Origin of the sequence: Bacillus sp. FSL M7-0791, from assembly GCF_038627085.1 — a bacterium.
GTDB lineage: Bacteria > Bacillota > Bacilli > Bacillales > Bacillaceae > Bacillus > Bacillus safensis.
The window spans coordinates 2,751,974-2,775,489 of record NZ_CP152022.1; the positions used below are offsets into that span (position 1 = coordinate 2,751,974).

Here is a 23,516-nt window from a genome sequence, read left to right on the forward strand (position 1 = left end):
TGGCGTCATGAGTCGTCCTCTTTTCGCTTGATCATGATTTGAAGATCTTCCTCTTTTTCTTCACGCACTGCTTTTTTCGTTTTTTCGATTGTCAGTTCAATTTGCTTCAGCCTTAATCTTCGTTCATCCTTCGCATGTGCGAGCTCTTCAAACTGTTTTATTAAACGCCTGAGTTCACCCATTGCACGGGATTGTGCATTTAAAAACGTCGCATGCCGATCCCATGAAAATTGAAACGAATATTCTTCTGAGGTGATGTCTAGTTCTGTCTGAATGCCTTCTCCTGTTTCTTCTAATGAAGAAGGCATGTATGCCGCCTTTTTCAGCTCTTTGATCATGTCCTCTTGATCTGCTACATACATGATTCGCTGCGCCCGAATAATGGCTGCATATTGAATTTGAATTTGATCCCAGATTAAATCAAGCGATGTACGTCCATCCATTTTCTCCATGATTTCAATCGTTTCATCTGAAAGAAATTGATTGAAAATCGAGTGTGCTTGCTTTGACGAAGTTTTTTGTCTTTGCCATCCGTATCGCCTTTTCCACGATTTGACGGTATGGATCGAGACATTGTAATGATCAGCAATTTGCTGGTACGTCATCCCCTTCATATAATCCTGCTTGGCCTCTATCCGTTTATCTTTCATTTACATTCACCTGCCGCCTCCTTTTAATTCGAATGATTCCCTCTGAAGGAATCATTTGTGTAGGGCTAGCAAACATTCGTTTGGTCTTTCTAACTATAGGTGGCAACTGTAAGACAAGCTTTCACTGATTTATTTTCGGATAGAAAAAACGCCTATTCAGCAGCTCTGAATAGGCGTTCTTGTACTTTTTTGGACATCTTCGTCCGCGCTCTTTCCATATGTTTTTGGACAGTTCCTTTTTTGACATCCAGCATAACCGCAATCTCGCTAAACGATAACCCTTGTGTTGTGTGCATAAAGAATACGTCCTTTTCTCGATCTGTTAAAACAGACAAAGCTTCATCAATTCGTCTTTTATCTCTCTCACTGACTTCTCTTTCTTTCTCTTGAATAAGGGTATATTCATGTGATAAAGCCTCTAACACTTCTGGATTTGCGAGAATGGTACGCTGATAGACTGAACGTCTGTCTAATCCTCTGCGCGCACCTGGCTCTCTTCCGATTTGAAGCCATTCTACTACGTATTCCAGATCGCTTACCATACTGGCGATCATTTTTTTATCATGCTTGTCTTGAACGGACAGCTGATGTTCTTCTTTTTCTTTAAATGGTTCATATTGTTTTCTAGCATTCTTTAAAGCTCTTTTATATTCAATGAGTAAATCTTGCATATTGGCTCTCTCCCTTTTTTTAAGAAAATAAAAAACGGACACCAATCAAGCCCCCTTTTAGCAGGGTCTTGATCAGTGTCCGCAGGCTTTCCGTCTTGGACATAATATTGTGCTTTGATGTGTTCAGTCAGTTAGCTGATTTTAAAACCAATCTCGTGATCTACTCTTGCAAAATGACCTTTTGCCGTTTGAATAATGGTTTTTCCATGTTCAGGTACATCCATTTTATAAGCCGTTCCTACATTCCCATCTAACACGATGACTTGAATTTTTCCTTTTTCCATCTCACCGACAAATGTTTGGTTTTCTTGAATGAATAGTTGTTTTGGCTCGTTCATATGCTTGTCTCCTTTTTTGGTGATGGCCTCGTGCCACCACCTACCGTATTGATAATGATTTCAACTCTTGGACACATACTATAAAACTGGGAAACTCTTAAATCGACCATCTGCAGAGGGACTTCATCAGCTATAGAATGAAGTGCTTCTTGAATATGCTGTAGATTCGGCTGAAAGATGCTGACGTGTACTGGGCGTATCAACCCTTTTTCTGCGTATGTACGCTTTTTTTGGCAGTCAGCTATGTCAAACGGCATGTGATCAAATAAACGAATTTCAAGTGATAGTGCGCCTTTTAATTTTTGGGGGCATTGCCCTTTTGCAGCTGATCGTATTCTTTTCATCAATGTCTCTTTTGTTAACAAATGCTCATGTTCAATCATTAAATGGATGACCATGTTATGATCTCCCGTCATCCTTTGACCACTGGCGGATGTCTTGTTCGTTTTTACTCGCTTTGAGCAAGCATTTCAAAAATGTCATGATTTGCTTCCATCGTTTCACGTTGCCCTGATTCCTCCTTTTTTGTATCATCGACCTTAGCCTCCAGGAGGGTCATATATGTCTCTTTCTCTTCTGCTGTGGCAAAAACAAACATCGGTTTCTGACGATGAAAGGCGATCCAGCCGCCAGCTTGGTCTAAACAAAGCTGCGCTTCTTTTCTAGCATCAAACGTCAGCTGATGTCTCATCTTCTTCAGCTCCCTCCAAGCTGTCCTCAATTTCTGTTTGGTATCCATATCGTTTCATGTCATATAACCAATAGCTTTTTGGATAACCAAAGTCACTCATCTGAGTCACCATTGGATGTTCAATATTCATTCTGCTCGTCTCCCCTTTTCTAAGAACCGATCTTCTCTTAAAGAATTACTCTTTTCGTGTAACTTTTGGCCAAAAAAAAAGCTCTTGAACCCCGGTATTCAGCAGATCTGCAATATGCTTTGCTATTTCTAAGCTAGGCTTCGTTCTGCCCATTTCGATATTCGCATAGCCGCTTGTGTACTTATATCCCAATTTTTTCGCCATATAGGTTTGTGTTTTACCTTGCAATATGCGCTCTTCTCGTAAATTTTCAAGTTTCATCTGTCCACCTCTTACTCAATATGTGTAAGTTATATTCATTATGATAATATACACGTAACGAGTAAGTCAATCACATTTTTATTCTTTTTGTGTATTTATTTATCTTTTCCGTGTAATTCATGATAAAATTTACTCATAACATGAAAAAAGGTGTTTCTGATGGATAATTTGACTGGGAAGATTCTAACTGAATTAAGAGAGAAGCATGGATGGAGCAAGTCAACAGTTGCTAAAAAACTCGGATTAAAGGCAATGTCCACTTATGCAAACTGGGAATACGGCTTGAGAAAACCCGACGGTGAAATGATTGTGAAAATTGCCGAGTTATATGGGGTCTCAACCGATTATCTTCTCACAGGTAAGGACAAAGGCAGGCCCGATGACGATCTTGCAGACGATCCTGATTTGCAAATTGCGTTTAAAGCAGCCTCAGATTTTTCCGAAGAAGCACGAAGACAAACCATCGATTTTATTAACTACATTAGAGAGAAAGAGAAGCAAAAAGGTCGTCAGCCAAAAAAGCGTGACGACAATTGATCATCTCTTTTCATCTGCTTTACGCTGGGACAAACCCAGCTTTTTTTATACCTCTTTTTCCCTTAAAAAAGAAATAGCATATGAATAAAAAATCATGTCTTTTCCAACAAATATGTGACAATTTTCACCATAATTACTCTTTTTTTCATATATTTAATTGACAAATAATTCTATTATTATTAATATATGTATATATCAAAAAAAAAGGAGTGTTACCGATGAAAAAATTCATGAAAGCTTGTATATTGTCTTTAGCTGCTGTTGGTGCTCTTACGTTCTTCCAAACTGAAGGTGCCCATGCAGCTGCACAACCTAAAGAACCAGTTATAGAAAAAGCTCCTATTATGAATAAAGTAATTACGATCGACCGTAAAGTTAAGGTAGGATGGTCTGGTGCTTTTTCAATTCCAATCAGTAAAATAAATTTGTCAGGTAGTACTGATGCTGTTGAACTGAAACAAACTGCTCCAAATTTCACTTGGATTTACTTTTTAAAACCTGGCTTTGTTAAAGTATCTTATCTAAATTCAGATGGTGAACTTGTGATTAACAACTATACAATTACCTACTAAAACTCTTTTAAATTTATTAAACTTAAGGCGATGACATCATATCATCGCCTTTCATAATGTGACAATTCTCTAAAACGAGCTAGACATTCAATTCTTGCTATAGATCAACCAATATGTTAACTTTTATTTATAATAAGTTGACATATTAAGGGGCTGATGATGATAAAACACATATCTTTGTCTTGGGAAACGATAGCAGAGAAAGCTCTGAAAAATGAACCGATCACGGTGCAAGAGGGTCTAGACATTCTTGAAGCTGACGATAGAGAATTGTTACCTATTATGCATGCAGCCTATCAAGTGCGATTTCATTTTTTTCAAAAAAAGGTAAAATTAAATATGATTTTTAACGCAAAAAGTGGATATTGCCCTGAGAACTGTGGATATTGTTCACAGTCGATGATTTCAAAAGCACCAGTTGAAAGATATACAATGCTTGATCAAAAGACCATTATAGCTGGTGCGCGTGAGGCTCTCAAAAGAAAAGCCGGGACTTATTGTATTGTGGCAAGCGGGAGAGCGCCTTCTCATAGGGAATTAGATGAAGTCACAGCAGCAGTCAAGGAGATCACTGAAACGATGCCTTTGAAGGTGTGTGCCTGTCTTGGGTTATTAAATGAAGAAAAAGCGAAGCGGCTGAAGGAAGCGGGTGTTCATCGGTATAATCACAATATCAATACACATCATGATCATCATGCTCACATTACGACAACTCATACATACGATGACCGCGTATCGACCATTGAGCAGGTCAAACAGTCTGGCATGTCACCTTGCTCAGGGGTCATTATTGGAATGGGTGAAACCAATCAGCAAATTGTTGAAATGGCTTTTGCGCTCAGAGCACTTGATGCGGATTCAATTCCAGTCAACTTTCTTCATGCCATCGAAGGAACACCGCTTGAGCATCAAAAACGAACACACCCGATCAAAGCATTGAAAGTGCTGGCAATGATGAGATTTGTCAACCCAACAAAAGAAATTCGGGTATCCGGAGGCAGAGAGTTTAATTTACGGACACTCCAGCCGCTCGCACTGTATGCCGCAAATTCCATTTTTGTTGGTGATTATTTAACAACAAAAGGCCAGCAAGTCCAAACGGATCATCACATCATTGAAGATTTAGGGTTTGAAATAGAAGAATGTGCGTTATAAAAAAAGTCTGCCGATTCTCCGGCAGACTTTTAAGATTAGAATCTTTTATGAAAATCGACAGTTCCGCTTCCATCTTCTCGGTCAAAGCTGCCAACAAACGTCCAGTTAATATATCCACCGTCGCCATTATTGACAAACGTACCATCTTCAAATACCCAAATACCAAACGTAATACCGTCATATTCAACACTATCATAGTAAACAACATTGTTCAGACCGCTAAAATCGTGGTCTTGGCTTAAGTTTTGGACAACTACGTTGTAGTTTTGACCTGCTTCATAGAACGCACTGTATGCTGCATTTTTTACGAATCCATCACGATTTTGAGATGACTTTACTGCTTGTTCAATTTTATCGGCAATGGCTACTGGATCAATTGAGACACTTCCATCAACACCTGTTGTTGTAGCAGCTTCAGCCGTTTGACCAAAAGTCGTAAGAGATAGAGGGGCAGCAATCATTGACGTAGCGATGACAGAACCAACAAACATTTTGCTTGTTTTTCTCATTATTTCTAACTCCTCCTTTAATTGGTATGTTTATGTACTACCCCTTTATCTGTCTCTTAAACACTAATTTATGAAAAAAATTCTTATTCTACCAATTAAGAGGGTATTTTTACTGTTTAATTAGGTGGGATAACAAAAAAACTACTCTTATAAAAGAGTAGTTTACAGTATTACATGAACAGGATAAATAAAATCACACCTAGGATAATTCGGTATATCGCAAAAGGCACCAGTTTGATTTTATTGATCAGTTTTAGGAAGAATCGAACAACAAAGAGAGCCACAACAAACGCACTCACAAAGCCGACAATAAAGAATGGCAGCATGTCAGGTGTTAAATATTCGGCATTTTTCACAAGGGTTAACAAGCTTGCTCCTGCCATAATCGGCATCGCCATGATAAATGTAAAGTCTGCCGCAGCACGGTGATTCAAACCAAGAATAACCCCGCCTGCGATCGTCGAACCTGAGCGCGAGAAGCCTGGCCATAATGCTAAACATTGAAACAGTCCAATATAAAGTGCTTGTCTGTACGTCATGTTATCGACAGAGCTTGTTTCTGTTTTCCGTTTATTGATCCAGTCAGCGACAAGCATTAGAACTGCCCCTAAAATCAAACCGACAGCGACCGTTCTGACGTCAAATAAGTATTTATCAATATAATCTTCAAATAGGAATCCTAAAATGACGGCTGGAACAAGTCCAACTGCAATTTGGGCGATGGTCAGTTTATGCCCGCTGCGCTTTTGCTCTTCGGTGATATTTTTCTTTAAGCCCAATAAGTTTAAAATACGATCTTTAAACACGATCATGACAGCTAAAATTGAGCCTAACTGAATCACGACTTTAAATGTGTTGGCCGCTTCTGGCGTAATAATTTCCTTTGATTTTAACCAAAGATCATCGACAATAATCATGTGACCTGTAGATGAAACAGGTGCGTACTCTGTTAATCCTTCGACAATTCCTAAAACCAGTGCCACGAATAAATCCCATAGATTCATGATTTTCTTTCCTTTCAATTCTGATCTTTTGAACACGCCAAACATCTATGTCCACATAAAGACAAGCTTCCTTCATCGAAAGCTCGTCTTTATGATACTATATTTTTTTCAAAAAAAGATTATGACATCAAACCTTTTCTTCTTTATACAAATTGGACCGCATTTTGAACCAATCAAATAAGTGAGTCGTGATGACCTTCAGAACGGCATACGTCGGAATAGCGACAATGATGCCGACCACGTTGAACAATTTACCAGCTGTTAATATAACAAAAATAATCGTAATGGGATGAATATGAAGGTTTTTCCCCATCACCTGAGGAGAAATGAATTTCCCTTCAACTAGCTGAACCACTGTCCAGACTATAATGAGTTTTAACAGCATTACTGGTGACGTCACAAGTGCAATCACAATCGCTGGTGTAATCGCAATTGTTGGACCAAGGTAAGGCACTATGCTTGTACATGCAGCAATGATAGCAAGCAACAGCGCATAGTCAAGTCCAATGATCATATAACCGATTAACAGAAGAACACCGATACAGAAGCTGACAATGATCTGTCCGCGAATATACGAGCTCAGACGGTGGTTCATTTCGTGAAGCATGATATGTGTATGTTCCCTCATTTTACTTGGGAAAAATTTCAATAGATAGTCAGGCAGCTTTTTGCCGTCTTTTAATAGATAAAACAGAATAAACGGCACAGTCACGATCGAGATGATGACTTCTGTGAGCGCCCCTAAGAATGTTCCTACACCGGTAAAGGTGCTTTCCAAAATCTTCGTCGCTTGACTGGATGCTTTACTTACCAATTCAGACACGTTAAAGTTCATCGAGTTTTGCACTTGATTAATAAAGTTACTTCCTGTTAATTGTCTAATTTGATCTTCTACCGTATCGACGTATTTCGGAAGATTATGAAATAGACTCATGGTTTGAGCTTGTAAAAAAGGAATAATGGACACGATGGTCACTGTAATAATCCCAATAATGACAATATATAAAAGCAAAATGGAATAAATTCGCTTGATTCTTGCTTTCTCTAACAAGTTGACAATTGGATTTAATAAATAATACACGACCCCCGTTAAAATAATCGGTAAGGCAATGGTTTTGACGAGTACAATGAGCGGTGTGAAAATAAATGATGTTTTCATGAAAACAAGGATATTCAATCCAATTAATAACAGGACGAGTAAAAAGAGAACAAACTTGTTATCAAGAAAAAATTTTCTAAATCGACTGCTCCACATTTGCATAGAGTTCATATCGTTCCTCCAAACACGGGCTATTTTATGAGTAAATTGTACACTACTTGATCATGATATGGTGATCATTGTTTCAGCTTTTTTTCCCATTTTGCAATAGACATCACCCATACAATGAGAATCGGCTGTCCAATAAGCCTTATCCATAGCAAGGCTTGTTCTGTATTTTCTTGACCTGGAAATGGTATTCCCTCACGAGCAGCAAATAAGTTTGCAGGGAAAATGAGTACAAGATAGACAGCAATGGATTTTGCCGCTGTAATCCTGACATTTGGCAAAAGCAGCAGCACGGCCAGCAGCCATTCAAAACATGCAGTCGCATAGACCATTACATATGGAAATGGCCAGCCTGGCATCATGCGGGCAAAGCCGCTCGGCTCTATCACATGAAAAATACCAGCCGCTATAAATAAAAGCGCAAAGATGTATGTACTTCCTATATGCAGGACGCGCTTCATGTTTCCTCCTCTCCCTTCTATCCTGAGTATTACCCGAAGAAGGAAGAAACTACCCACTTTTCGTACATTTATATCCTTTATGTAAGACGTTTCAGCCTATATAAAGGTTTCATCCGCTTATCAATAAAAAGAATATTCTTTCATACAAACGCTTTCAAAGCATGTATAATCAGAGAAAAGCAGAAGGAGGGAATCACATGATTCGATTTGCTGTCATCGGAACGAACTGGATTACAGATCGGTTCTTACAAGCTGGTGAAGAACTAGCTGATTTTACATGTACAGCCGTCTATTCACGGTCCGCTGAAAAAGGACAGGCCTTTGCCGAAAAATATGGGATTGATACGGTTTTTACGAACTTACAACAAATGGCGGAAAGTGATACGTTTGATGCCGTGTATATTGCGAGTCCAAATGCCCTTCATAAAGAGCAAGCCATGTTGATGATGGAGCATCAAAAGCATGTTTTATGCGAAAAACCGTTCGCCTCTCATCGAAAAGAAGTGGAAGAAATGATTGCCGCAGCGAAAAAACATCACGTTTGTTTGATGGAAGCGATGAAAACGACATTTCTGCCTAACTTCCTTCAAATCAAACAGCATCTTGATCAGCTTGGACCTATCAGGCAAGTGGTCGCGCATTACTGTAAATATTCTTCAAGATACGATGCCTATCGAAGCGGCGAGCTTCCAAATGCCTTTAAGCCTGAGCTATCCAATGGTTCTTTAATGGATATCGGGGTGTACCTCGTTTACCCAGTCATATCCTTATTTGGTCTGCCGAATCAAATCACCGCGAGAGGCTATAAGCTTTCTTCTGGTGTGGATGGGAACGGTTCAGTCCTTTTACAGTATGACGGGCATCAAGCACTTCTTTTTCATTCTAAAATTTCAACGTCTCATTTATCGGCTGAAATTCAAGGCGAGGATGCCACGATGGTGATTGATCAATTCCACCGTCCGTCACAAATTACGATACATGGCCGTGACGGACATCAAACTGACATCTCTCTCAAAGATGATCAGCCAGCTATGTCTTATGAAATGAATCATTTTATTGAGTGTATTCAGCAGGGAATGGGGCAGTCTCCGGTCAATACATTTGCCTTATCTGTTCAAACCATGTCCGTCATGGACGAAGCGAGAAGACAAATGGGCGTGATGTATCCTGCCGACAGACAAAATGTATAGGGCATGAAATGATGAACAAAGGGCGAAATTATTTTTTTGTTCGCCCTTTGTTTTTTACGTTTCGTGTCAGTCATTTATTTTGCCGCTAACACATCCGCAAATGCTTTTACATACGGCGGAAGGTCTGGCGGGCGTCTGCTGGAGATGAGATGGCCATCTGTGACGACTGCCTCATCGAACCAGTCCGCACCAGCATTGGTCATATCATCTTTAATACCAGGTGTACTTGTCACTTGTCTGCCTTTCAGGATTCCTGCTGATATCAGCACCCAGCCGGCATGACAAATCTGCCCGATTGGTTTTTCCTTTGCATCAAATGTACGGACGATGTCTAATACTTCTGGATAACGGCGCAGTTTATCAGGCGCCCATCCACCAGGGACTAGCACAGCATCATAATCATCAGCTTGAATGGAATAAAAATCTGCATCGGATACCGCCGGCACACCATACTTCCCGATGTACTCATGATTTGCTTTTTCACCTACAAGATGGACAGTTGCTCCCTCTTCTCTTAATCGCAGAACCGGATACCACAGCTCTAAATCTTCAAAATCATCGCTGACAAACGCAATGACCTTCTTATCTGATAAACGCATACTATCTCTCCTCTTCTTTCGATTTCCTCTATTGTACGAGATGTCCTCTTAAAAAGAAAAGCGGTTCCCCTTGAGGAGAACCACTTGACCTTATTCACTGATCTTGAATTTTTTAATTAAATCACGTAATTCTTCCGCCATTTGAGAAAGAGTCGTGGAAGAAGAACTAATCTCTTCCATAGAAGCAAGCTGTTCTTCAGCAGATGCTGCGATATCTTGGATACTTGCTGAACTCTCTCTTGATACATCTGCAATTTCATTCACTGCTTTAGAAATTTGCTCAGATCCTTTTGAAAGCTCGCGCACCGTTGTATTCATTTCATTAATTCTTGCTGCGATTTCCGCTGTTTGTTCATTTATTTGTGAGAAGCTTTCTTTCGTTTGATCTGTAATAGTAAGACCATTTTTCACTTCTTCATTCACTGCTTTGAACATATTTTGAGATGTTTCAATTTCAGAGACGATTTCATTCACAAGCTTTTCAATCTCTTTTGCTGAATCCGATGATTGAACCGCTAATTTACGCACTTCTTCGGCAACAACAGAGAAGCCCCTGCCTGACTCGCCTGCACGCGCTGCTTCAATGGCAGCATTTAGTGCAAGTAAATTCGTTTGATCCGCAATGCCGTTAATCACGCCTAAGATGTTTGTGATATCTTTTGATTTATGCTCTAGCCCGTTGATCACGCCTTCAGCTTCTTTCACTGAATGGTCAATCGTCTTCATTTGGCCAACAGTCTGCTCCACAAGCTGTCCGCCTGTTTCCGCGACTGTTTTTGATTGAATAGATGACGCTGTGATGACATCAGACGTTTCGGCAACTTCGTTCAGACCCTCATTCATTTGTTTTAAATGAGCCGCGCTTTGCTCCACCATTTCGCTTTGATTTTCGTTGCCGTTTGAGAATGTTTCAATAGACGATGTAATATGTTCGGTTGCTTTTGTTGTTTGACCAGCGCTTGCCGTCAGTTCTTCAGATGATGAAGCGACATTCTCAACAGATGTTTGTACAGCTTGAATGACATCTCTTAGGGACTCACTCATTTCATTAAAGCTTGTGCCAAGCTGTCCAATTTCATCTTTTGAGCGGACATCAATTTTTTCTGTCAAATCTCCCTGACTGATCTTCTTCGAAGAAGAGACAAGAGTGGAAAGTGGTTTTGTAATGGAACGGATGATAAAGAAGATTAGAATCCCGCCAATGATAAGCGCGCCGGCTAAAATGATGGCGGCCATGTTAAAGACTGGCTGTGCAGCTTCTTCTACTTCACTGACAAACATCGTCCCGACAATCTTCCAGCCAGTCGCCTTGTTTGTGGTGAACTCCATTTGCTTTTCTTTTCCTTCAAACATATAGCTCATAGCTCCGTTATCTTGTGAATACAGTTTTTCTAACCATTCACCACCAGATATTTTTGTTCCCGCTTTTTTATTTGGATGCGCCACATATGTACGATCTGGACTTCCAATAAAGGCATAGCCATGTTTCCCAATATTAATGCTATTGGACTCTTTAACAAGATTCGCAATGTCTAGGTTCATCGCGATGACGCCTGATCCATCCTCTAACTTTTTAGAGATGGTCACCACAAGTGTACCGGTTGAAGCCGTTGCATATGGTGCTGAAACAGACAGCTCACCGTTTTTCGCCCAGCCGTCTTTATACCAATCACGCTCAGTTGCGACATAATCGGCAGGCATTTTTTGATTAGGATATCTTGAAAACACTTTGCCATCACTTGAAGCAACAAAAATGCCTTCTGTGTCATCATTCATACTCATGAACTGCTCAAAGCGTCCTTGAATATCGGTCGTTCCTTTTTGCTTGAGCTTTTTCTCCGTGATCCATTTGCTAAAGAAATCGGCTGCGTCTGTTTTCACTTTTACAACCTTCGTAATATTTTTATCTAGCTGCTCTACGTTTTCCTTTGCACTTTGCATAATTTGATCATTTAAGGAGGTGCTTGCCGTATGGTATGAAGAGAATGCCAATACGATGATTGGGCATAAAAGAATAAATAAGAAAGAGAATACAAGCTTTTTTGAAATAGATGGCTTTCTGAAATACTGTATGAATTTCATAAAAAAGAAAACTCCTTTTAGTAAGATAGTATATATATCGGAAGTACTACTAGGTTGTTTACTTTTTTAACTTATTAAAGTCTAAATAAGTCCAAATTACCCAATTTATATGCATTGAATGGAAAAACACCTAACGTTTTGGCGTCAGGTGCTTAAGATTGTTGAGGGCTATACTGTTCTTGATTTTAGCCCTTTGTCTTTTCAGTCTGATAGAAAATCTTTGCAGCCCTAGGAAAAAAGCGAGCACCGGAACGGAGCGAATTTGACATTCGTGAGTACCGGCGCAGAGACCGGCGGGCGAATGCGAGGGTTTGTCTACACGCTGAAACACCTGACGTTTGCCGTCAGGTGTTTCGCTACTCCCTTACATTTTAAATTGTTTAATAAGCTCCCTTAGTTCTTCTGCCATCTGAGATAAAGTGGCAGAGGATGAGCTGATCTCTTCCATAGATGCCAGCTGCTCTTCTGCTGATGCCGCGATATCTTGGAAGCCTGCTGAGCTTTCTCTTGAGAGCTCTTTGATTTGATTCACCGCATGAGAAATATCATTTGAGCCATGCGATAGCTCTTTGGCTGATCCGTTCATTTGTTTCATTTGTTCTGTTATTTCTGATGTTTTATCAGTGATTTTCTCAAAACTTACTTTCGTTTCATCTGTAATGTTTAATCCAGATTGTACTTCACCTGCTACTTGTTTAAACATTTTCTGCGATTTTTCTATTTCCTCCACAATTTCGTTCGTCAGGCTTTCAATTTCTTTTGAAGAGCTTCCTGACTGCTCTGCCAGCTTGCGGACTTCTTCTGCGACAACAGAGAAGCCTCTGCCTGCTTCACCTGCTCGTGCGGCTTCGATCGCAGCGTTTAAAGCAAGGAGATTCGTTTGATCCGCAATACCGTTGATGACCCCAAGAATGTTTGTAATATCCTTTGATTTTTGCTCCAAGCCTGCAATGACAAGCTCTGCTTCTTTTACTGCCTGCTCAATCGTTTGCATTTGACCTGCTGTTTTTTGAACGAGTTCTCCTCCAGCCTGAGCGGTTCTGCTCGATTCGATCGACGATTCCATCATATGAGAGGTTGTGCCGACCATATGCGATAAGCTCCGATCCATTTCGTTTAACTGGACTGAGCTTTTTTCGATCATATCATTTTGATGTTCAGTGCTGTTTGAGAACTGTTCAATAGATGATGTGATATGCTCAGTCGCTTGAGCTGTCTGTCCTGCACTTGCCGTTAACTCTTCAGACGAGGCAGCCACATTTTCAATGGAATTTTGGACAGCTTGAATGACTTGTTTCAGCTTTGCTGACATGTCGTTAAAGCTCTGCGCTAGCTTACCAATTTCATCGTGCGTACGAACTTCAATATGCTGGGTCAAATCACCTTGACTGATTTTCTCAGCCGATTCAGAGAGCTCTATCAGTGGCTTTCGAATCGATTTAATAATAAAATAAATCGCGATTCCGCCAATGGCAATCGCAGCCGCAAGGATAATCATTGTTAAGTCGAGCACTGGCTGTGCGGCTTCTTTTACTTCATTCACATACATCGTTCCAGCAAGTTTCCAGCCTGTTGCTTCATTTGTGGCAAAAAACATTTGCTTCGGCTGGCCATTGTATTCATATTCAAAGCTGCCTTCTTTTTTATCATATAGTTTTGAGATGAAGTCACCAGTCAGCTTTGTCCCCGCCTTATCGGTTTTATGGGCCACATAACGCTGATCTGATGTGGCGATAAACGCATAGCCTTCTTGGCCAATTTTGATGCTGTTTGTATCTTTTACAACCGTATTTAATCGTACATTCACCCCAATCACACCAGACCCATCTGCTAACTGTTCTGATATTGTGATGAGCAGGTCATCTGATGACTTGTCGGCAAAAGGATTTGAAATGATGAGTTTCTTCTCTCCCATCGATTGCTGAAACCATGGTTCATTTTTTGCGCTCTTTGCATTACCTTTGTGAATCTTGGAATATTCAGTTAGTTTACCATTTTGATCTGCAACAAATACTTCTACTACATCATCATCTGTTTCCGATAATTGCTCTAATTTCTCTTTGAGTAAATCTTTGTTTTTAGCAGTCAATTCCTTCTTTTTGACCGATTTGGATAAATATGAAACAATGTCAATTTTAGGCTGTATATCTTTATTAATGAGTTCGTTTAATTGTTGAACACCATTTGCAGCACTAGACATAATCTCATCATTAAGAGACTTTGAGGCCACTTCATAAGAAAATGCAGCCAATACGAGAATTGGCACTAGGAGAATCGTTAAGAATGCAGTAATTAATTTCTTCGACATCGTAAAGTGCTTAAAAAAGTTGATTTTTTTCATGACTCTACTCCTTTTGATTTATGATTTGTGGTCTTTCTCTTCTATTCTTAGGTAATATGAATTATTTTTCAAGAAATAATGTTCGAAAAACCCGAAAAATAAGTATAATTACCCATTTCTTTTGATTTACTAAATGAAAAAGAGCCTCTAGCTGGAGGCTCTTTTCTTCCTGTCTATTCAACCTTAAATTTGCTAATTAAATCGCGTAATTCTTCTGCCATCGAAGAGAGTGTGGCAGAGGACGAGCTGATTTCTTCCATTGATGCCAGCTGTTCTTCTGCTGAAGCAGCAATGTCTTGAATATTTGCCGAGCTTTCACGTGATACATCTGCAATCTCACGTACAGCCTCTGACACATGTGCAGAGCCTTTTGAAAGCTGGACAACGGTTTGATTCATTGTTTGAAGCTGGTCAGAAATTTCTTTTGTCATTTCGAAAATATTGTGGAAGCTTACTTTCGTTTGTTCAGTGAAGCTTAGGCCTGATTGAACTTCTCGATTCACCGCAGTGAATACTTCCTGTGATACGTCGATGTCTTGCACGATTTCTTTAATCAAATTCTCAATTTCTTTTGCTGAGTTCGCAGATTGAACCGCCAGTTTTCTTACTTCTTCTGCTACAACGGAGAAGCCTCTGCCAGATTCACCGGCTCTTGCTGCCTCAATCGCTGCATTTAGTGCAAGTAAATTCGTTTGATCGGCAATTCCATTGATGACACCGAGAATTTGGGTAATGTCTTTAGATTTACTTTCAAGCGCACTGATGACATTCTCTGCTTTTTTCACGGACTGATCAATGACATTCATTTGAGAAGCGGTTTTTTCAACAAGCTGGCCGCCCTCCCCTGCAATATCTGTTGATTTGATCGATGAAGCCGTAATAGATTCAGCCGATTCATTCATATGTTGAAGACCACGGTTCATTTCCTCTAACTCGACTGAGCTCAATTCGACTTTATCATTTTGGCTTTCATTTCCGCTGGAGAATTGTTCAATGGCTAGTGTAATATGCTCTGTTGCTTTACTTGTCTGTCCTGCGCTGGCAGTCAGTTCTTCTGATGAAGATGCGACATTTTCAACTGAAGTTTGAACGGCTCCAATGAGAGATCGCAATGAGTCAATCATCGTATTAAAGCCTTTACCAACTTGTCCAATTTCGTCATCTGACTGGACCTGAAGCTTATCGCGTAAATCACCTTCGCTGACTTTTTTCGAGAAGCGGGCAAGGTTGGATAATCTTTTTGAAATAGAGCGGACGATAAAGAAAATGAGGGTTCCTGCTACAATGAGTGTGACACTGAATACGATAATGGCTGTATTGAAAACGGGCTTTGCCGCTTCTTCTACTTCAGATACGAGCATCGTTCCACCAATTTTCCAGCCGGTTAATTCATTGGTGACATATGCAACCTTTTTATCTGTTCCTTTGAGGGTATAGCTGCCGCTTCCTTCTTTGTTTTTAAAAATAATGCTGGCCAGATTTTCATTGACTTGACTTCCTGGCTTTTGGGTTGGATCTGCTAAAACGGTTTTATCTTTCTCCATGATGAAAGCATAGCCTTTTTGCCCAATTTTGATTTCTTTTAGTTTTTGGAGCAGGCTGTCTATTTCCATATCAAGACCAATGACACCTGAACCATCTTTCATTTTTTGGGCAATTGTGATAACCATTTTGCCTGTGGATGCTGCTACATATGGTTTTGTGATGACTTGTTTTCCGTTTTCTGCTTTCAATGCCTCTTGATACCATGGACGTTCTCTTGGATCGTAGCCATCTGGCATCTTTTGAACTGGATATTGCATAAACAATCCCTTTTCAGAGCCTGCATAGATTGCGGATACATCTTTTTCATTAATTTTTCCAAATTGCTGTAATTCTTTAATGGTCGCATTTCTATTTTTTTCTTGAAGATTAGACGCTTTGAGCGAGTCTGAAAACAGTGTCACGGCATCTGATTTGTTGCCAATATTCTCATTGATTAAGGTATCAAATGCATTGACCTGACTCATCGCACTGCCCATAATCTGTTTGTCTAGCTCTGTCTTTGATGTAAAAAACGCACTAATTGTCAGTGCCACAGTTGGCAGAATAAGGACGACCAAAAAGGCAATGATTAATTTCTTTGAAATGGATGGTTTTTTGAACCATTGGATCATTTTTCCCATTTTAACTTTCCCCCTTTACTTCTCTAAAGTTATTATCGGATGAAAGGTTTATTTTTAGAGGCTGGAAGGGAGGTTTAAAAATAAAAAAAATATCCAGACAATTCTGGATATCTTTTCATCATCATTTAATTAATTTTAAATTGACTTGTGAGCTCTTTTAGTTCCTCTGCCATGTTGGCAAGTGTCACAGAAGAAGATGTGATTTCTTCCATAGATGCTAGCTGCTCTTCTGCAGAAGCCGCAATGTCCTGAATGTTTGCTGCGCTTTCTCTAGAGACTTGGCGCATCTCCTGCATCGCTTGTGAAACAAGCTTTGAACCGCTCGATAGGTCTATGGCTGTATCGTTTAATTGCGACAGTTTTTTCGACATTCCTTCTGCCGCCTTATAAATGTGCTGGAAGCTTTCTTTTGCTTCTTCTGTCATACCGAGTCCTGCGTTTACTTCTCGATTGACTGCTTTGAACATATCTTGAGATTTAGCAATTTCTAGCACAATTTCTTGGATGAGTTTCTCAATTTCTTTCGCTGAATCTGCAGATTGGACAGCTAGTTTTCTCACTTCTTCTGCAACGACGGAGAAGCCGCGTCCTGATTCACCTGCTCTTGCTGCTTCAATTGCTGCATTAAGCGCAAGTAAATTCGTTTGATCCGCGATGCCGTTAATGACATTTAAAATACTCGTAATATCTTTAGACTTGTATTCTAATTCTTTCATGACCTGCTCTGCTTCTTGTACAGATGTATCAATATGTTTCATTTGGCTCGCTGTGCTTTCAACAATTCGGCCGCCTTGACCAGCAGCTTCTGTTGATTGAAGAGAGACAGCAGCCACTTCAGATGAGGTTTGTGACATATCTTGTAATCCTTCGTTCATTGCCACAAGCTGATTCGTACTAGATTCGACTTTCTCGTTTTGTGCTTCATTTCCATTTGAAAATTGTTCAATCGACATCGTGATATGCTCTGTTGCTTGACTCGTTTGGCTGGCACTTGCCGTCAGCTCCTCTGAAGCCGAAGCCACGTTGTCGACAGATTGCTGTACAGCGCGAATGACGTCACGAAGAGATTCACTCATCTTGCTGAAGCTTCTTGTGAGATCTCCTATTTCATCCTTCGATTTGGTTTCGAGGGTTTCTGTTAAATCCCCTTCACTCACCTTTTCTGAGAAATCAACAAGCCTTCTCAGTCCAATGGTAATCGAGCGAACAATGAAGAAGATAGCGACACCGCCAAGGATAAATGAAGAAATTAAAAGAATAATGGCAGAATTCCAAACTGGCTGTGCTGCTTCTTCTGTTTCTGATACAAACATCGTTCCAGCAATTTTCCAACCTGTTAAATCATTTGTGACAAAAACGATACGTTTTTGTTCTCCTTTATTCTCATAAGTTGATGTTCCTTCTTTTCCGCTGTAAAGGATTGATGAAATATTTCCTGTGACTTCAGATCCTGATTTTTCTTCTGGATGGGCTACAATTTGTTTGCTTTTATTTGCAATAATTGGATATCCTTCTCGTCCAATTTTAATTTCTTTGATTTTATCAACAATGTCTTGCACATCAATGTCAATTCCGATCGCTCCCGACCCGTCCTTCAGTCGCTGGGCAATCGTGACCACCATGCCGTTTGTTGTAGCAGAAATGTATGGATTGGTGACAACTGGCTCGCCTTTTTCATCCTGCATCGCTTGCTGATACCAATCGCGTGTTGTTGGGTCATAGCCTTTTGGCATGTCTACTTTAGGAAACTGAATGAAATCACGATTTTTACTCGCTGCATAAAATCCAACTACATCATCTTCGTTGATTTTGCTGTATATTTCAAAATGCTCATACAGTTCGTCCTGGTTTTTCTTTTTAAAGTCTGCACCAGTTGTTGTTTGAGTAAAAAGTTTCACCGCGTTTTCTTTATTCAAAAGCTTTTGCTCGATCATGTCATTCATATCATTGACTCTTGCTTTTGCTCCGTACATGATTTCATGATCTAATTCTTCTTTGGCAATCTGATATGAAATCGTACTAAGTGTAATGATTGGCAAGACGAGAACAAGTGTGAATGAAATAATCAGTCTTTTGGAAATCGATGGTTTTTTCAACCATTTTATTGCACTTTTCATGTTTTTCCTCCTTTTAAACGATATGTTTTATATCGGACATCTTCATAGTATTTTCATGTTTTTCAAATAAAAAGGATGCTAATTTGTTTATTTTCACAAATTGATTCCTTGCCCAAGCACCCTGCATACGCTAATACAAAAGGGGGCGCTTTTCATATGATTATCCTTTCAGGACAGCCAGTGACAAATGAGCAGCTGGCATCGTTTCAGCTAGAGGGACAAAAGCGGATCATTTTGATGCAGTTACAGGCTTCGAATGATACGTTCCGCTATAGGCAAGCATCTGATTTGTTATTTGAGGTCACTTTAAGATCGAACATTATGAATGCTGCAAGAGATTTGGATAAAAGCGGTGCCTCATTTGCCATCTTTCAAAGGTCGCGTGCAAATGATGCGTTTTGGCGAGTATCGGAAGCGGGAGCACTAGAGCTGCGCTATCAAGTGGAGCCATCTAGAGGCATTAAAGACATTTTTGAAAATGGTTCAAAATATGCTTTTGAATGTGCAACGGCAATTGTCATTGTGTTTTATATGGGGGTCTTGCAAACAGTAGGAGAGGAGAAGTTTAATCGAAGACTTCGCAGTTTAACACTGTATGACTGGCACTATGATACTTTGTCGATTTATACAGAGCGCGGGAATGATTTTATCTATGGGGATTGTTTATATTTCGAAAATCCAGAGTTTAGCTATCAGCAGTCGCAATGGCGCGGAGAAAATGTGATTTACTTAGGAGAAGATCAATATTACGGTCATGGGCTTGGAATTTTAACAGCGGCAGAAATTATCGACAAACTAAATAAGAGAAGACGGCCAGGTGCGGTTCAATCCGCTTATTTATTACCGCAGACTACCCGGATGGATGTCATTTATCTCAGGCAAATGTTTGGCAGCTAAAAAAAGCCTCTTGTCTCTTGGTTATGACAAGGGGCTTTTGTATGCCTTGCGTTTACGATAATTTTGGAGTGTGCCAAGCATCGTGTTCGCAAGGACCTCCATTTCTTCTAAATCTTTTCTTGTAACCGGCGAGTCGTGCCGGCTCCATTTCACGTAGCGAACAAAATAGTAATGACGAATTGGCGTAAGGACAGCAGGAGAATGAGGGAAATCATCAAACCAAAATTCAATCTGGCCTTTTTTTCGGTAGGAATGTTTTAAGATGTCCATCCTGTCACACCACCCATCATGATTTTATGTCTGCGTCAGTTCGTGCATGATGTCTTCAACGGTTAAAATCGAGTGAATACGTCCAACCCCCTGTCCTGCCCACAGAGCCATTTGATCAGGGTTACCGCCGGCAGCAGCTGCTTTTCGCATCGGTGTTGTGCATACATGCTGAACCGGATAAGGAAGAACCCGATCTTCATGCAGGCTTTCATCCTCCATCCACTGATTCACAATACCTCTCGCTCTTTTCCCAGAAAAAAGTCTGGTCACCTTTGTTTCACTGCCTTCTGCCTGTAAAATAGCCTTCTTATATACTTCTGCCGCAGCACTTTCCTTGCTGGCTAAAAACCGTGTACCGATTTGAACCGCATCTGCTCCAAGCGCTAGCGCTGCTTTGACTCCTGATCGGTCCGTGATGCCTCCGGCGGCAATCAAAGGCACGCGGCAGACCGGTTTGACATCTGAGATCAGGCTGATGAGTCCCAGCAGAGCGTCTCCTTTTGCACGTAAAAATGTGCCGCGGTGTCCCCCTGCTTCACTTCCTTGCAGAACAATGGCATCCATTCCTTTTTCCTCTAGAAGCAGTGCTTCCTCTTTTGTTGTGGCCGTTCCGATTAAAAAGATTCCCTTTTGTTTTAAGCGGTGAATCGTTTGTTCTTTTGGACAGGCAAATGTAAAGGAAACAATCGGAACGTCTTCTTCCAGAAGAATGTTGATTTTTTGTTCAAAATCATCCCACAATTCTTCTTCGCTTGGCATCCTATGAGCTTCGGGCCATACAGGCAGTTTCCTCTCCCAAAACGCCACATCCTCTTTTTTCACATCTGGAATTGGCTCTGGTACAAACACATTGACCTGAAACAGGTGAGTTGTCAGCTGTTTGACCTGTCTAATCTGCTGTCTCAAATCGTCAGGCTGCACATATCCACTTGCCAAACTGCCAAGCCCTCCGTAATTTGAAACAGCGGCTGCCAGCTGCGGTGTCACAGCTCCTCCTGCCATTGGCGCTTGGATGATTCCATGTTCGATTTGCAGTAACTTTTTGATATCCCACATTTATTTCCCCCATCTCTTACTCGTTTGACGACACTTGTACATAAAAATGACGATGCCTCGGCCCGTCAAACTCACAGAAATAGATTCCCTGCCACGTGCCAAGCACAAGATCTCCATCATGAATGAGAACATGCTGAGACGCCCCCATATAACTCGCTTTCATATGTGCTGCCGTATTTCCTTCCATATGGCGATCCTTTGGATGTTCCCACGGAAAAACTTCATCAAGCCGGCGAAGCATATCCCGTTTCACATCTGGATCCGCATTTTCATTAATGGTGATCCCGGCTGTTGTATGTGGACAATAGACGATGACAGTTCCGTTTTGTATGCCTGTTTCCCTGACATATTGGAGAACCTCATGTGTGACGTCGATCATGTCATCGCGTCTGTCTGTTTGTACATTGATTTTTTTCATATGAGCTGCTCCTTTTTCACGTTTCTATCAAAACCATACCCTTTTTATGTGAAACAAATCTTCTTATCTAAAGTTTACCAAGCAAAAAAACCTCGTCAAGCAATGCGAGGTTTTTAAGAAAAGTGAACCTTTTTGACTTCAATGGTTCGAATATGGTGGTCTTCAGCATCAATGATCGTAAATTCACAGCCTTCTGCTTCAATCGTATCTCCAATGTCAAAATCAAATTTATGCGTCATCATCCAGCCTGCAATTGTATCTACATCATCATTCTCAATGGCTAAATCCAATAAATCATTTACTTCATCAATCAATGCTTTCCCATCCATCACATAATGGAAATCACCTTTTTTAACGATGTGAGGTGTTTCATCCTGATCATATTCGTCTCGAATCTCTCCGACAATTTCCTCTAATATGTCCTCCACTGTGACAAGTCCCGCTGTACCTCCGTATTCATCTACGAGCACTGACATATGGATTCGTTCCTTTTGCATCAAAATGAGCAATTCTTGAACAGGGGTGCTTTCAATCACTCGGATCACCGGACGCATTAAGTCTTCAATAGATACATCTTGATTTAGGAAGCTGGCCTTAAATACATCTTTGCTATTGATAACACCAATCACATGATCTTTGTCTTCTTTAATAACAGGGTAGCGTGTGTACCTTTCGTTCAGCATATAATGGGTCACATCTTCTAAGGTCTGTTCAATCTCTATAGCTGAAATTTCTGTACGCGGGATCATGATCTCTCTCGCCACTCGGTTATCAAATTCAAAGATTTTATTCACATATTTGTACTCAGATTGGTTAATCTCACCCTTCTCATAGCTTTCAGATAAAATGAGTCGCAATTCTTCCTCACTGATCGCCACTTCATGTTCTTTGACAGAATGATAACCAAATAATTTCACGATACTTCGTGCAGCCCCATTTAATGCCTTAATAAACGGGTACATGACTTTATAGAAAAAGATGAGTGGTTTTGCTGTCACAAGGCTGACGGCCTCTGCCTTTTGAATGGCAATTGTTTTAGGCGCGAGCTCTCCCACCACGACATGTAAAAACGTAATGATCACAAATGCGATGATAAACGAAAGGATGTCAGTCAATGCAGAATGAAGCCCGATTTTTTCAAACAGCGGATGCAGAAAATGCTCCACCGTCGGTTCACCCAGCCACCCTAGACCTAAGGCCGTGATGGTAATGCCAAGTTGGCAGGCGGATAAATATTCGTCGAGATTTGATATCAGCTTTTGAACATGGATGGCTCTCTTATCACCGCTTTCGATCAGCTGGTTGATTTTAGAGCCTCTAATTTTCACAATCGCAAATTCAGTGACAACAAAAAATGCTGTCGCAGCAATGAGTAATATGACTAAAAATACGTTTAAAATATACAAAAAAACCCTTACCTAACACTGGTAAGGGCTCACCTCCTCTGGCATCAATTAATCATTACGGCCATTTAGGAAGATCATTACAAAACGGAGCAATTCAAACAGGGAGACAAGGGCCGCTGCTACGTACGTCAGAGCTGCAGCATTTAACACCTTGTTCACGCCTCTTTCTTCACTGCTTCTAATGATTCCTTCTGAAACAATGATATCTTTTGCACGAGAACTTGCATTAAACTCGACAGGCAATGTCACAAGCTGAAAGAATACAGCTGCTGAGAACAAAATGATCCCAAGCCCGATTAAGTTAAGGCTGCTGAGCAAAATTCCACCAAGGAAAAGAAGCGGAGCAACACCAGATGCAAAGTTCACGACAGGAAAGATCTTATGTCTCAAAACAAGCGCACCATAGGATTCCTGATGCTGCAAGGCATGTCCAACCTCGTGTGATGCGACTGAAATGGCCGAAATGGAATGGCCGTAGTACACAGGTTCAGATAAACGAACCACACGCTGCGTCGGGTCGTAATGATCAGTCAAAGTTCCTCTTACCGGTTCAACAGGCACGTCGTATAACCCGTTGCGATCTAAAATATATCGAGCGGTTTCAGCACCTGTTTTCATACTGGATGCTTCCACCTTTGAATACTTTTCAAAATTATTCTTCACTTTAAATTGTGCCCAAAATGATAATCCCAATGCGGCAAATGTTAAAAAATAAAAAAACAGCATGCT

General features: G+C 40.5%; 26 protein-coding genes. 5 read left to right on the forward strand and 21 right to left on the reverse strand.

The features are described from left to right. Window positions 1-5: 5 nt before the first annotated feature. The 7 genes from terS to MHI08_RS14255 all read right to left on the reverse strand — a co-directional run bounded on the left by terS (window position 6) and on the right by MHI08_RS14255 (window position 2,741). On the reverse strand, window positions 6-650 hold the full coding sequence (terS, locus tag MHI08_RS14225; protein WP_024425907.1) for a phage terminase small subunit: 645 nt from the start codon (window positions 648-650) through the stop codon (window positions 6-8). Between the two features lie 152 nt (window positions 651-802). Next, on the reverse strand, window positions 803-1,321 hold the full coding sequence (locus MHI08_RS14230; RefSeq protein WP_024423267.1) for a sigma-70 family RNA polymerase sigma factor: 519 nt from the start codon (window positions 1,319-1,321) through the stop codon (window positions 803-805). A gap of 131 nt (window positions 1,322-1,452) precedes the next feature. Then, entirely contained in the window at window positions 1,453-1,659 is a 207-nt protein-coding gene (locus tag MHI08_RS14235; protein WP_024423268.1) for an XtrA/YqaO family protein, read from the reverse strand. Beyond that, a complete protein-coding gene (locus tag MHI08_RS14240) occupies window positions 1,656-2,057 on the reverse strand; it encodes a hypothetical protein (protein WP_024423269.1) in 402 nt (133 codons plus the stop codon). The genes MHI08_RS14235 and MHI08_RS14240 overlap by 4 nt, the downstream gene beginning before the upstream one ends. Window positions 2,058-2,107: 50 nt before the next feature. Then, window positions 2,108-2,350 (reverse strand): hypothetical protein, encoded by a 243-nt coding sequence (locus MHI08_RS14245; RefSeq protein ID WP_029706250.1) that lies wholly within the window; start codon window positions 2,348-2,350, stop codon window positions 2,108-2,110. Further along, window positions 2,328-2,480 (reverse strand): hypothetical protein, encoded by a 153-nt coding sequence (locus MHI08_RS14250; RefSeq protein ID WP_162860191.1) that lies wholly within the window; start codon window positions 2,478-2,480, stop codon window positions 2,328-2,330. Before MHI08_RS14250 ends, MHI08_RS14245 begins: the two co-directional genes overlap by 23 nt. 45 nt (window positions 2,481-2,525) lie before the next feature. Then, window positions 2,526-2,741, reverse strand: a complete 216-nt coding sequence (locus MHI08_RS14255; protein ID WP_259455901.1) for a helix-turn-helix transcriptional regulator — start codon at window positions 2,739-2,741, stop codon at window positions 2,526-2,528. A gap of 159 nt (window positions 2,742-2,900) precedes the next feature. Here MHI08_RS14255 and MHI08_RS14260 point away from each other — a divergent pair, with 159 nt between their 5' ends. The 3 genes from MHI08_RS14260 to bioB all read left to right on the forward strand — a co-directional run bounded on the left by MHI08_RS14260 (window position 2,901) and on the right by bioB (window position 5,005). Continuing rightward, on the forward strand, window positions 2,901-3,278 hold the full coding sequence (locus MHI08_RS14260; RefSeq protein WP_024425910.1) for a helix-turn-helix transcriptional regulator: 378 nt from the start codon (window positions 2,901-2,903) through the stop codon (window positions 3,276-3,278). A gap of 218 nt (window positions 3,279-3,496) precedes the next feature. Then, window positions 3,497-3,850, forward strand: a complete 354-nt coding sequence (locus MHI08_RS14265; RefSeq protein ID WP_056765941.1) for a hypothetical protein — start codon at window positions 3,497-3,499, stop codon at window positions 3,848-3,850. 159 nt (window positions 3,851-4,009) lie between these two features. Further along, entirely contained in the window at window positions 4,010-5,005 is a 996-nt protein-coding gene (bioB, locus tag MHI08_RS14270) for a biotin synthase BioB (RefSeq protein WP_248351148.1), read from the forward strand. Window positions 5,006-5,040: 35 nt separating this feature from the next. On the opposite strand, the gene MHI08_RS14275 is transcribed toward bioB, so the two are convergent. The 4 genes from MHI08_RS14275 to MHI08_RS14290 all read right to left on the reverse strand — a co-directional run bounded on the left by MHI08_RS14275 (window position 5,041) and on the right by MHI08_RS14290 (window position 8,246). Then, window positions 5,041-5,514: a hypothetical protein gene (locus tag MHI08_RS14275; protein ID WP_024423274.1), complete on the reverse strand. Its 474-nt coding sequence runs from the start codon at window positions 5,512-5,514 to the stop codon at window positions 5,041-5,043. Window positions 5,515-5,684: 170 nt separating this feature from the next. Continuing rightward, complete coding sequence (locus MHI08_RS14280) at window positions 5,685-6,518, reverse strand: undecaprenyl-diphosphate phosphatase (RefSeq protein WP_025094210.1); 834 nt, start codon at window positions 6,516-6,518, stop codon at window positions 5,685-5,687. A gap of 127 nt (window positions 6,519-6,645) precedes the next feature. Continuing rightward, window positions 6,646-7,788, reverse strand: a complete 1,143-nt coding sequence (locus tag MHI08_RS14285; protein ID WP_024423275.1) for an AI-2E family transporter — start codon at window positions 7,786-7,788, stop codon at window positions 6,646-6,648. Window positions 7,789-7,853: 65 nt separating this feature from the next. After that, the gene (locus MHI08_RS14290; protein ID WP_024423276.1) at window positions 7,854-8,246 is read right to left on the reverse strand and encodes a DoxX family protein; all 393 of its coding nucleotides are present in this window, start codon (window positions 8,244-8,246) and stop codon (window positions 7,854-7,856) included. A gap of 197 nt (window positions 8,247-8,443) precedes the next feature. Here MHI08_RS14290 and MHI08_RS14295 point away from each other — a divergent pair, with 197 nt between their 5' ends. Continuing rightward, window positions 8,444-9,436 carry a Gfo/Idh/MocA family oxidoreductase gene (locus tag MHI08_RS14295; RefSeq protein WP_248351147.1) on the forward strand — a complete coding sequence of 331 codons (993 nt, stop codon included), beginning with the start codon at window positions 8,444-8,446 and terminating at the stop codon, window positions 9,434-9,436. Window positions 9,437-9,510: 74 nt separating this feature from the next. Here the strand turns inward: MHI08_RS14295 and MHI08_RS14300 are convergent, their stop codons facing one another. The 5 genes from MHI08_RS14300 to MHI08_RS14320 form a co-directional block, all read right to left on the reverse strand. After that, window positions 9,511-10,035 (reverse strand): type 1 glutamine amidotransferase domain-containing protein, encoded by a 525-nt coding sequence (locus MHI08_RS14300; protein WP_076839891.1) that lies wholly within the window; start codon window positions 10,033-10,035, stop codon window positions 9,511-9,513. Window positions 10,036-10,125: 90 nt separating this feature from the next. Beyond that, complete coding sequence (locus MHI08_RS14305; protein WP_248351146.1) at window positions 10,126-12,117, reverse strand: methyl-accepting chemotaxis protein; 1,992 nt, start codon at window positions 12,115-12,117, stop codon at window positions 10,126-10,128. A gap of 364 nt (window positions 12,118-12,481) precedes the next feature. After that, the gene (locus MHI08_RS14310) at window positions 12,482-14,458 is read right to left on the reverse strand and encodes a methyl-accepting chemotaxis protein (RefSeq protein WP_056765930.1); all 1,977 of its coding nucleotides are present in this window, start codon (window positions 14,456-14,458) and stop codon (window positions 12,482-12,484) included. Window positions 14,459-14,631: 173 nt separating this feature from the next. Next, entirely contained in the window at window positions 14,632-16,623 is a 1,992-nt protein-coding gene (locus tag MHI08_RS14315) for a methyl-accepting chemotaxis protein (RefSeq protein WP_041107605.1), read from the reverse strand. Window positions 16,624-16,748: 125 nt separating this feature from the next. After that, on the reverse strand, window positions 16,749-18,740 hold the full coding sequence (locus tag MHI08_RS14320) for a methyl-accepting chemotaxis protein (protein ID WP_056765928.1): 1,992 nt from the start codon (window positions 18,738-18,740) through the stop codon (window positions 16,749-16,751). 156 nt (window positions 18,741-18,896) lie between these two features. Here MHI08_RS14320 and MHI08_RS14325 point away from each other — a divergent pair, with 156 nt between their 5' ends. Continuing rightward, complete coding sequence (locus tag MHI08_RS14325; protein WP_342499708.1) at window positions 18,897-19,637, forward strand: protein-glutamine gamma-glutamyltransferase; 741 nt, start codon at window positions 18,897-18,899, stop codon at window positions 19,635-19,637. Window positions 19,638-19,658: 21 nt separating this feature from the next. Here MHI08_RS14325 and MHI08_RS14330 read toward each other — a convergent pair whose 3' ends face one another. The 5 genes from MHI08_RS14330 to MHI08_RS14350 all read right to left on the reverse strand — a co-directional run bounded on the left by MHI08_RS14330 (window position 19,659) and on the right by MHI08_RS14350 (window position 23,510). Continuing rightward, window positions 19,659-19,907, reverse strand: a complete 249-nt coding sequence (locus MHI08_RS14330; RefSeq protein WP_024423284.1) for a hypothetical protein — start codon at window positions 19,905-19,907, stop codon at window positions 19,659-19,661. A gap of 24 nt (window positions 19,908-19,931) precedes the next feature. Beyond that, complete coding sequence (locus MHI08_RS14335) at window positions 19,932-20,963, reverse strand: nitronate monooxygenase (protein WP_342499709.1); 1,032 nt, start codon at window positions 20,961-20,963, stop codon at window positions 19,932-19,934. 16 nt (window positions 20,964-20,979) lie between these two features. Continuing rightward, on the reverse strand, window positions 20,980-21,381 hold the full coding sequence (locus MHI08_RS14340; RefSeq protein WP_039181060.1) for a secondary thiamine-phosphate synthase enzyme YjbQ: 402 nt from the start codon (window positions 21,379-21,381) through the stop codon (window positions 20,980-20,982). Between the two features lie 113 nt (window positions 21,382-21,494). After that, window positions 21,495-22,787: a hemolysin family protein gene (locus tag MHI08_RS14345; RefSeq protein WP_024423287.1), complete on the reverse strand. Its 1,293-nt coding sequence runs from the start codon at window positions 22,785-22,787 to the stop codon at window positions 21,495-21,497. A 48-nt stretch (window positions 22,788-22,835) separates the two neighbouring features. Next, window positions 22,836-23,510, reverse strand: coding sequence for a zinc metallopeptidase (locus tag MHI08_RS14350; protein WP_024423288.1), 675 nt, complete (start codon window positions 23,508-23,510; stop codon window positions 22,836-22,838). Window positions 23,511-23,516 lie beyond the last annotated feature (6 nt).

Coding starts and splice junctions, on each gene's coding strand:
- MHI08_RS14240 (WP_024423269.1), bottom strand. CDS start 2,057: ATGGTCATCCATTTAATGATTGAACATGAGCATTTGTTAACAAAAGAG.
- MHI08_RS14300 (WP_076839891.1), bottom strand. CDS start 10,035: ATGCGTTTATCAGATAAGAAGGTCATTGCGTTTGTCAGCGATGATTTT.
- MHI08_RS14320 (WP_056765928.1), bottom strand. CDS start 18,740: ATGAAAAGTGCAATAAAATGGTTGAAAAAACCATCGATTTCCAAAAGA.
- MHI08_RS14235 (WP_024423268.1), bottom strand. CDS start 1,659: ATGAACGAGCCAAAACAACTATTCATTCAAGAAAACCAAACATTTGTC.
- MHI08_RS14335 (WP_342499709.1), bottom strand. CDS start 20,963: ATGTGGGATATCAAAAAGTTACTGCAAATCGAACATGGAATCATCCAA.
- MHI08_RS14295 (WP_248351147.1), top strand. CDS start 8,444: ATGATTCGATTTGCTGTCATCGGAACGAACTGGATTACAGATCGGTTC.
- MHI08_RS14325 (WP_342499708.1), top strand. CDS start 18,897: ATGATTATCCTTTCAGGACAGCCAGTGACAAATGAGCAGCTGGCATCG.
- bioB (WP_248351148.1), top strand. CDS start 4,010: ATGATAAAACACATATCTTTGTCTTGGGAAACGATAGCAGAGAAAGCT.
- MHI08_RS14290 (WP_024423276.1), bottom strand. CDS start 8,246: ATGAAGCGCGTCCTGCATATAGGAAGTACATACATCTTTGCGCTTTTA.
- MHI08_RS14280 (WP_025094210.1), bottom strand. CDS start 6,518: ATGAATCTATGGGATTTATTCGTGGCACTGGTTTTAGGAATTGTCGAA.
- MHI08_RS14330 (WP_024423284.1), bottom strand. CDS start 19,907: ATGGACATCTTAAAACATTCCTACCGAAAAAAAGGCCAGATTGAATTT.
- MHI08_RS14265 (WP_056765941.1), top strand. CDS start 3,497: ATGAAAAAATTCATGAAAGCTTGTATATTGTCTTTAGCTGCTGTTGGT.
- MHI08_RS14245 (WP_029706250.1), bottom strand. CDS start 2,350: ATGAGACATCAGCTGACGTTTGATGCTAGAAAAGAAGCGCAGCTTTGT.
- MHI08_RS14250 (WP_162860191.1), bottom strand. CDS start 2,480: ATGAATATTGAACATCCAATGGTGACTCAGATGAGTGACTTTGGTTAT.
- MHI08_RS14255 (WP_259455901.1), bottom strand. CDS start 2,741: ATGAAACTTGAAAATTTACGAGAAGAGCGCATATTGCAAGGTAAAACA.
- MHI08_RS14305 (WP_248351146.1), bottom strand. CDS start 12,117: ATGAAATTCATACAGTATTTCAGAAAGCCATCTATTTCAAAAAAGCTT.
- MHI08_RS14315 (WP_041107605.1), bottom strand. CDS start 16,623: ATGGGAAAAATGATCCAATGGTTCAAAAAACCATCCATTTCAAAGAAA.
- MHI08_RS14285 (WP_024423275.1), bottom strand. CDS start 7,788: ATGAACTCTATGCAAATGTGGAGCAGTCGATTTAGAAAATTTTTTCTT.
- MHI08_RS14310 (WP_056765930.1), bottom strand. CDS start 14,458: ATGAAAAAAATCAACTTTTTTAAGCACTTTACGATGTCGAAGAAATTA.
- MHI08_RS14260 (WP_024425910.1), top strand. CDS start 2,901: ATGGATAATTTGACTGGGAAGATTCTAACTGAATTAAGAGAGAAGCAT.
- MHI08_RS14230 (WP_024423267.1), bottom strand. CDS start 1,321: ATGCAAGATTTACTCATTGAATATAAAAGAGCTTTAAAGAATGCTAGA.
- terS (WP_024425907.1), bottom strand. CDS start 650: ATGAAAGATAAACGGATAGAGGCCAAGCAGGATTATATGAAGGGGATG.
- MHI08_RS14275 (WP_024423274.1), bottom strand. CDS start 5,514: ATGAGAAAAACAAGCAAAATGTTTGTTGGTTCTGTCATCGCTACGTCA.
- MHI08_RS14340 (WP_039181060.1), bottom strand. CDS start 21,381: ATGAAAAAAATCAATGTACAAACAGACAGACGCGATGACATGATCGAC.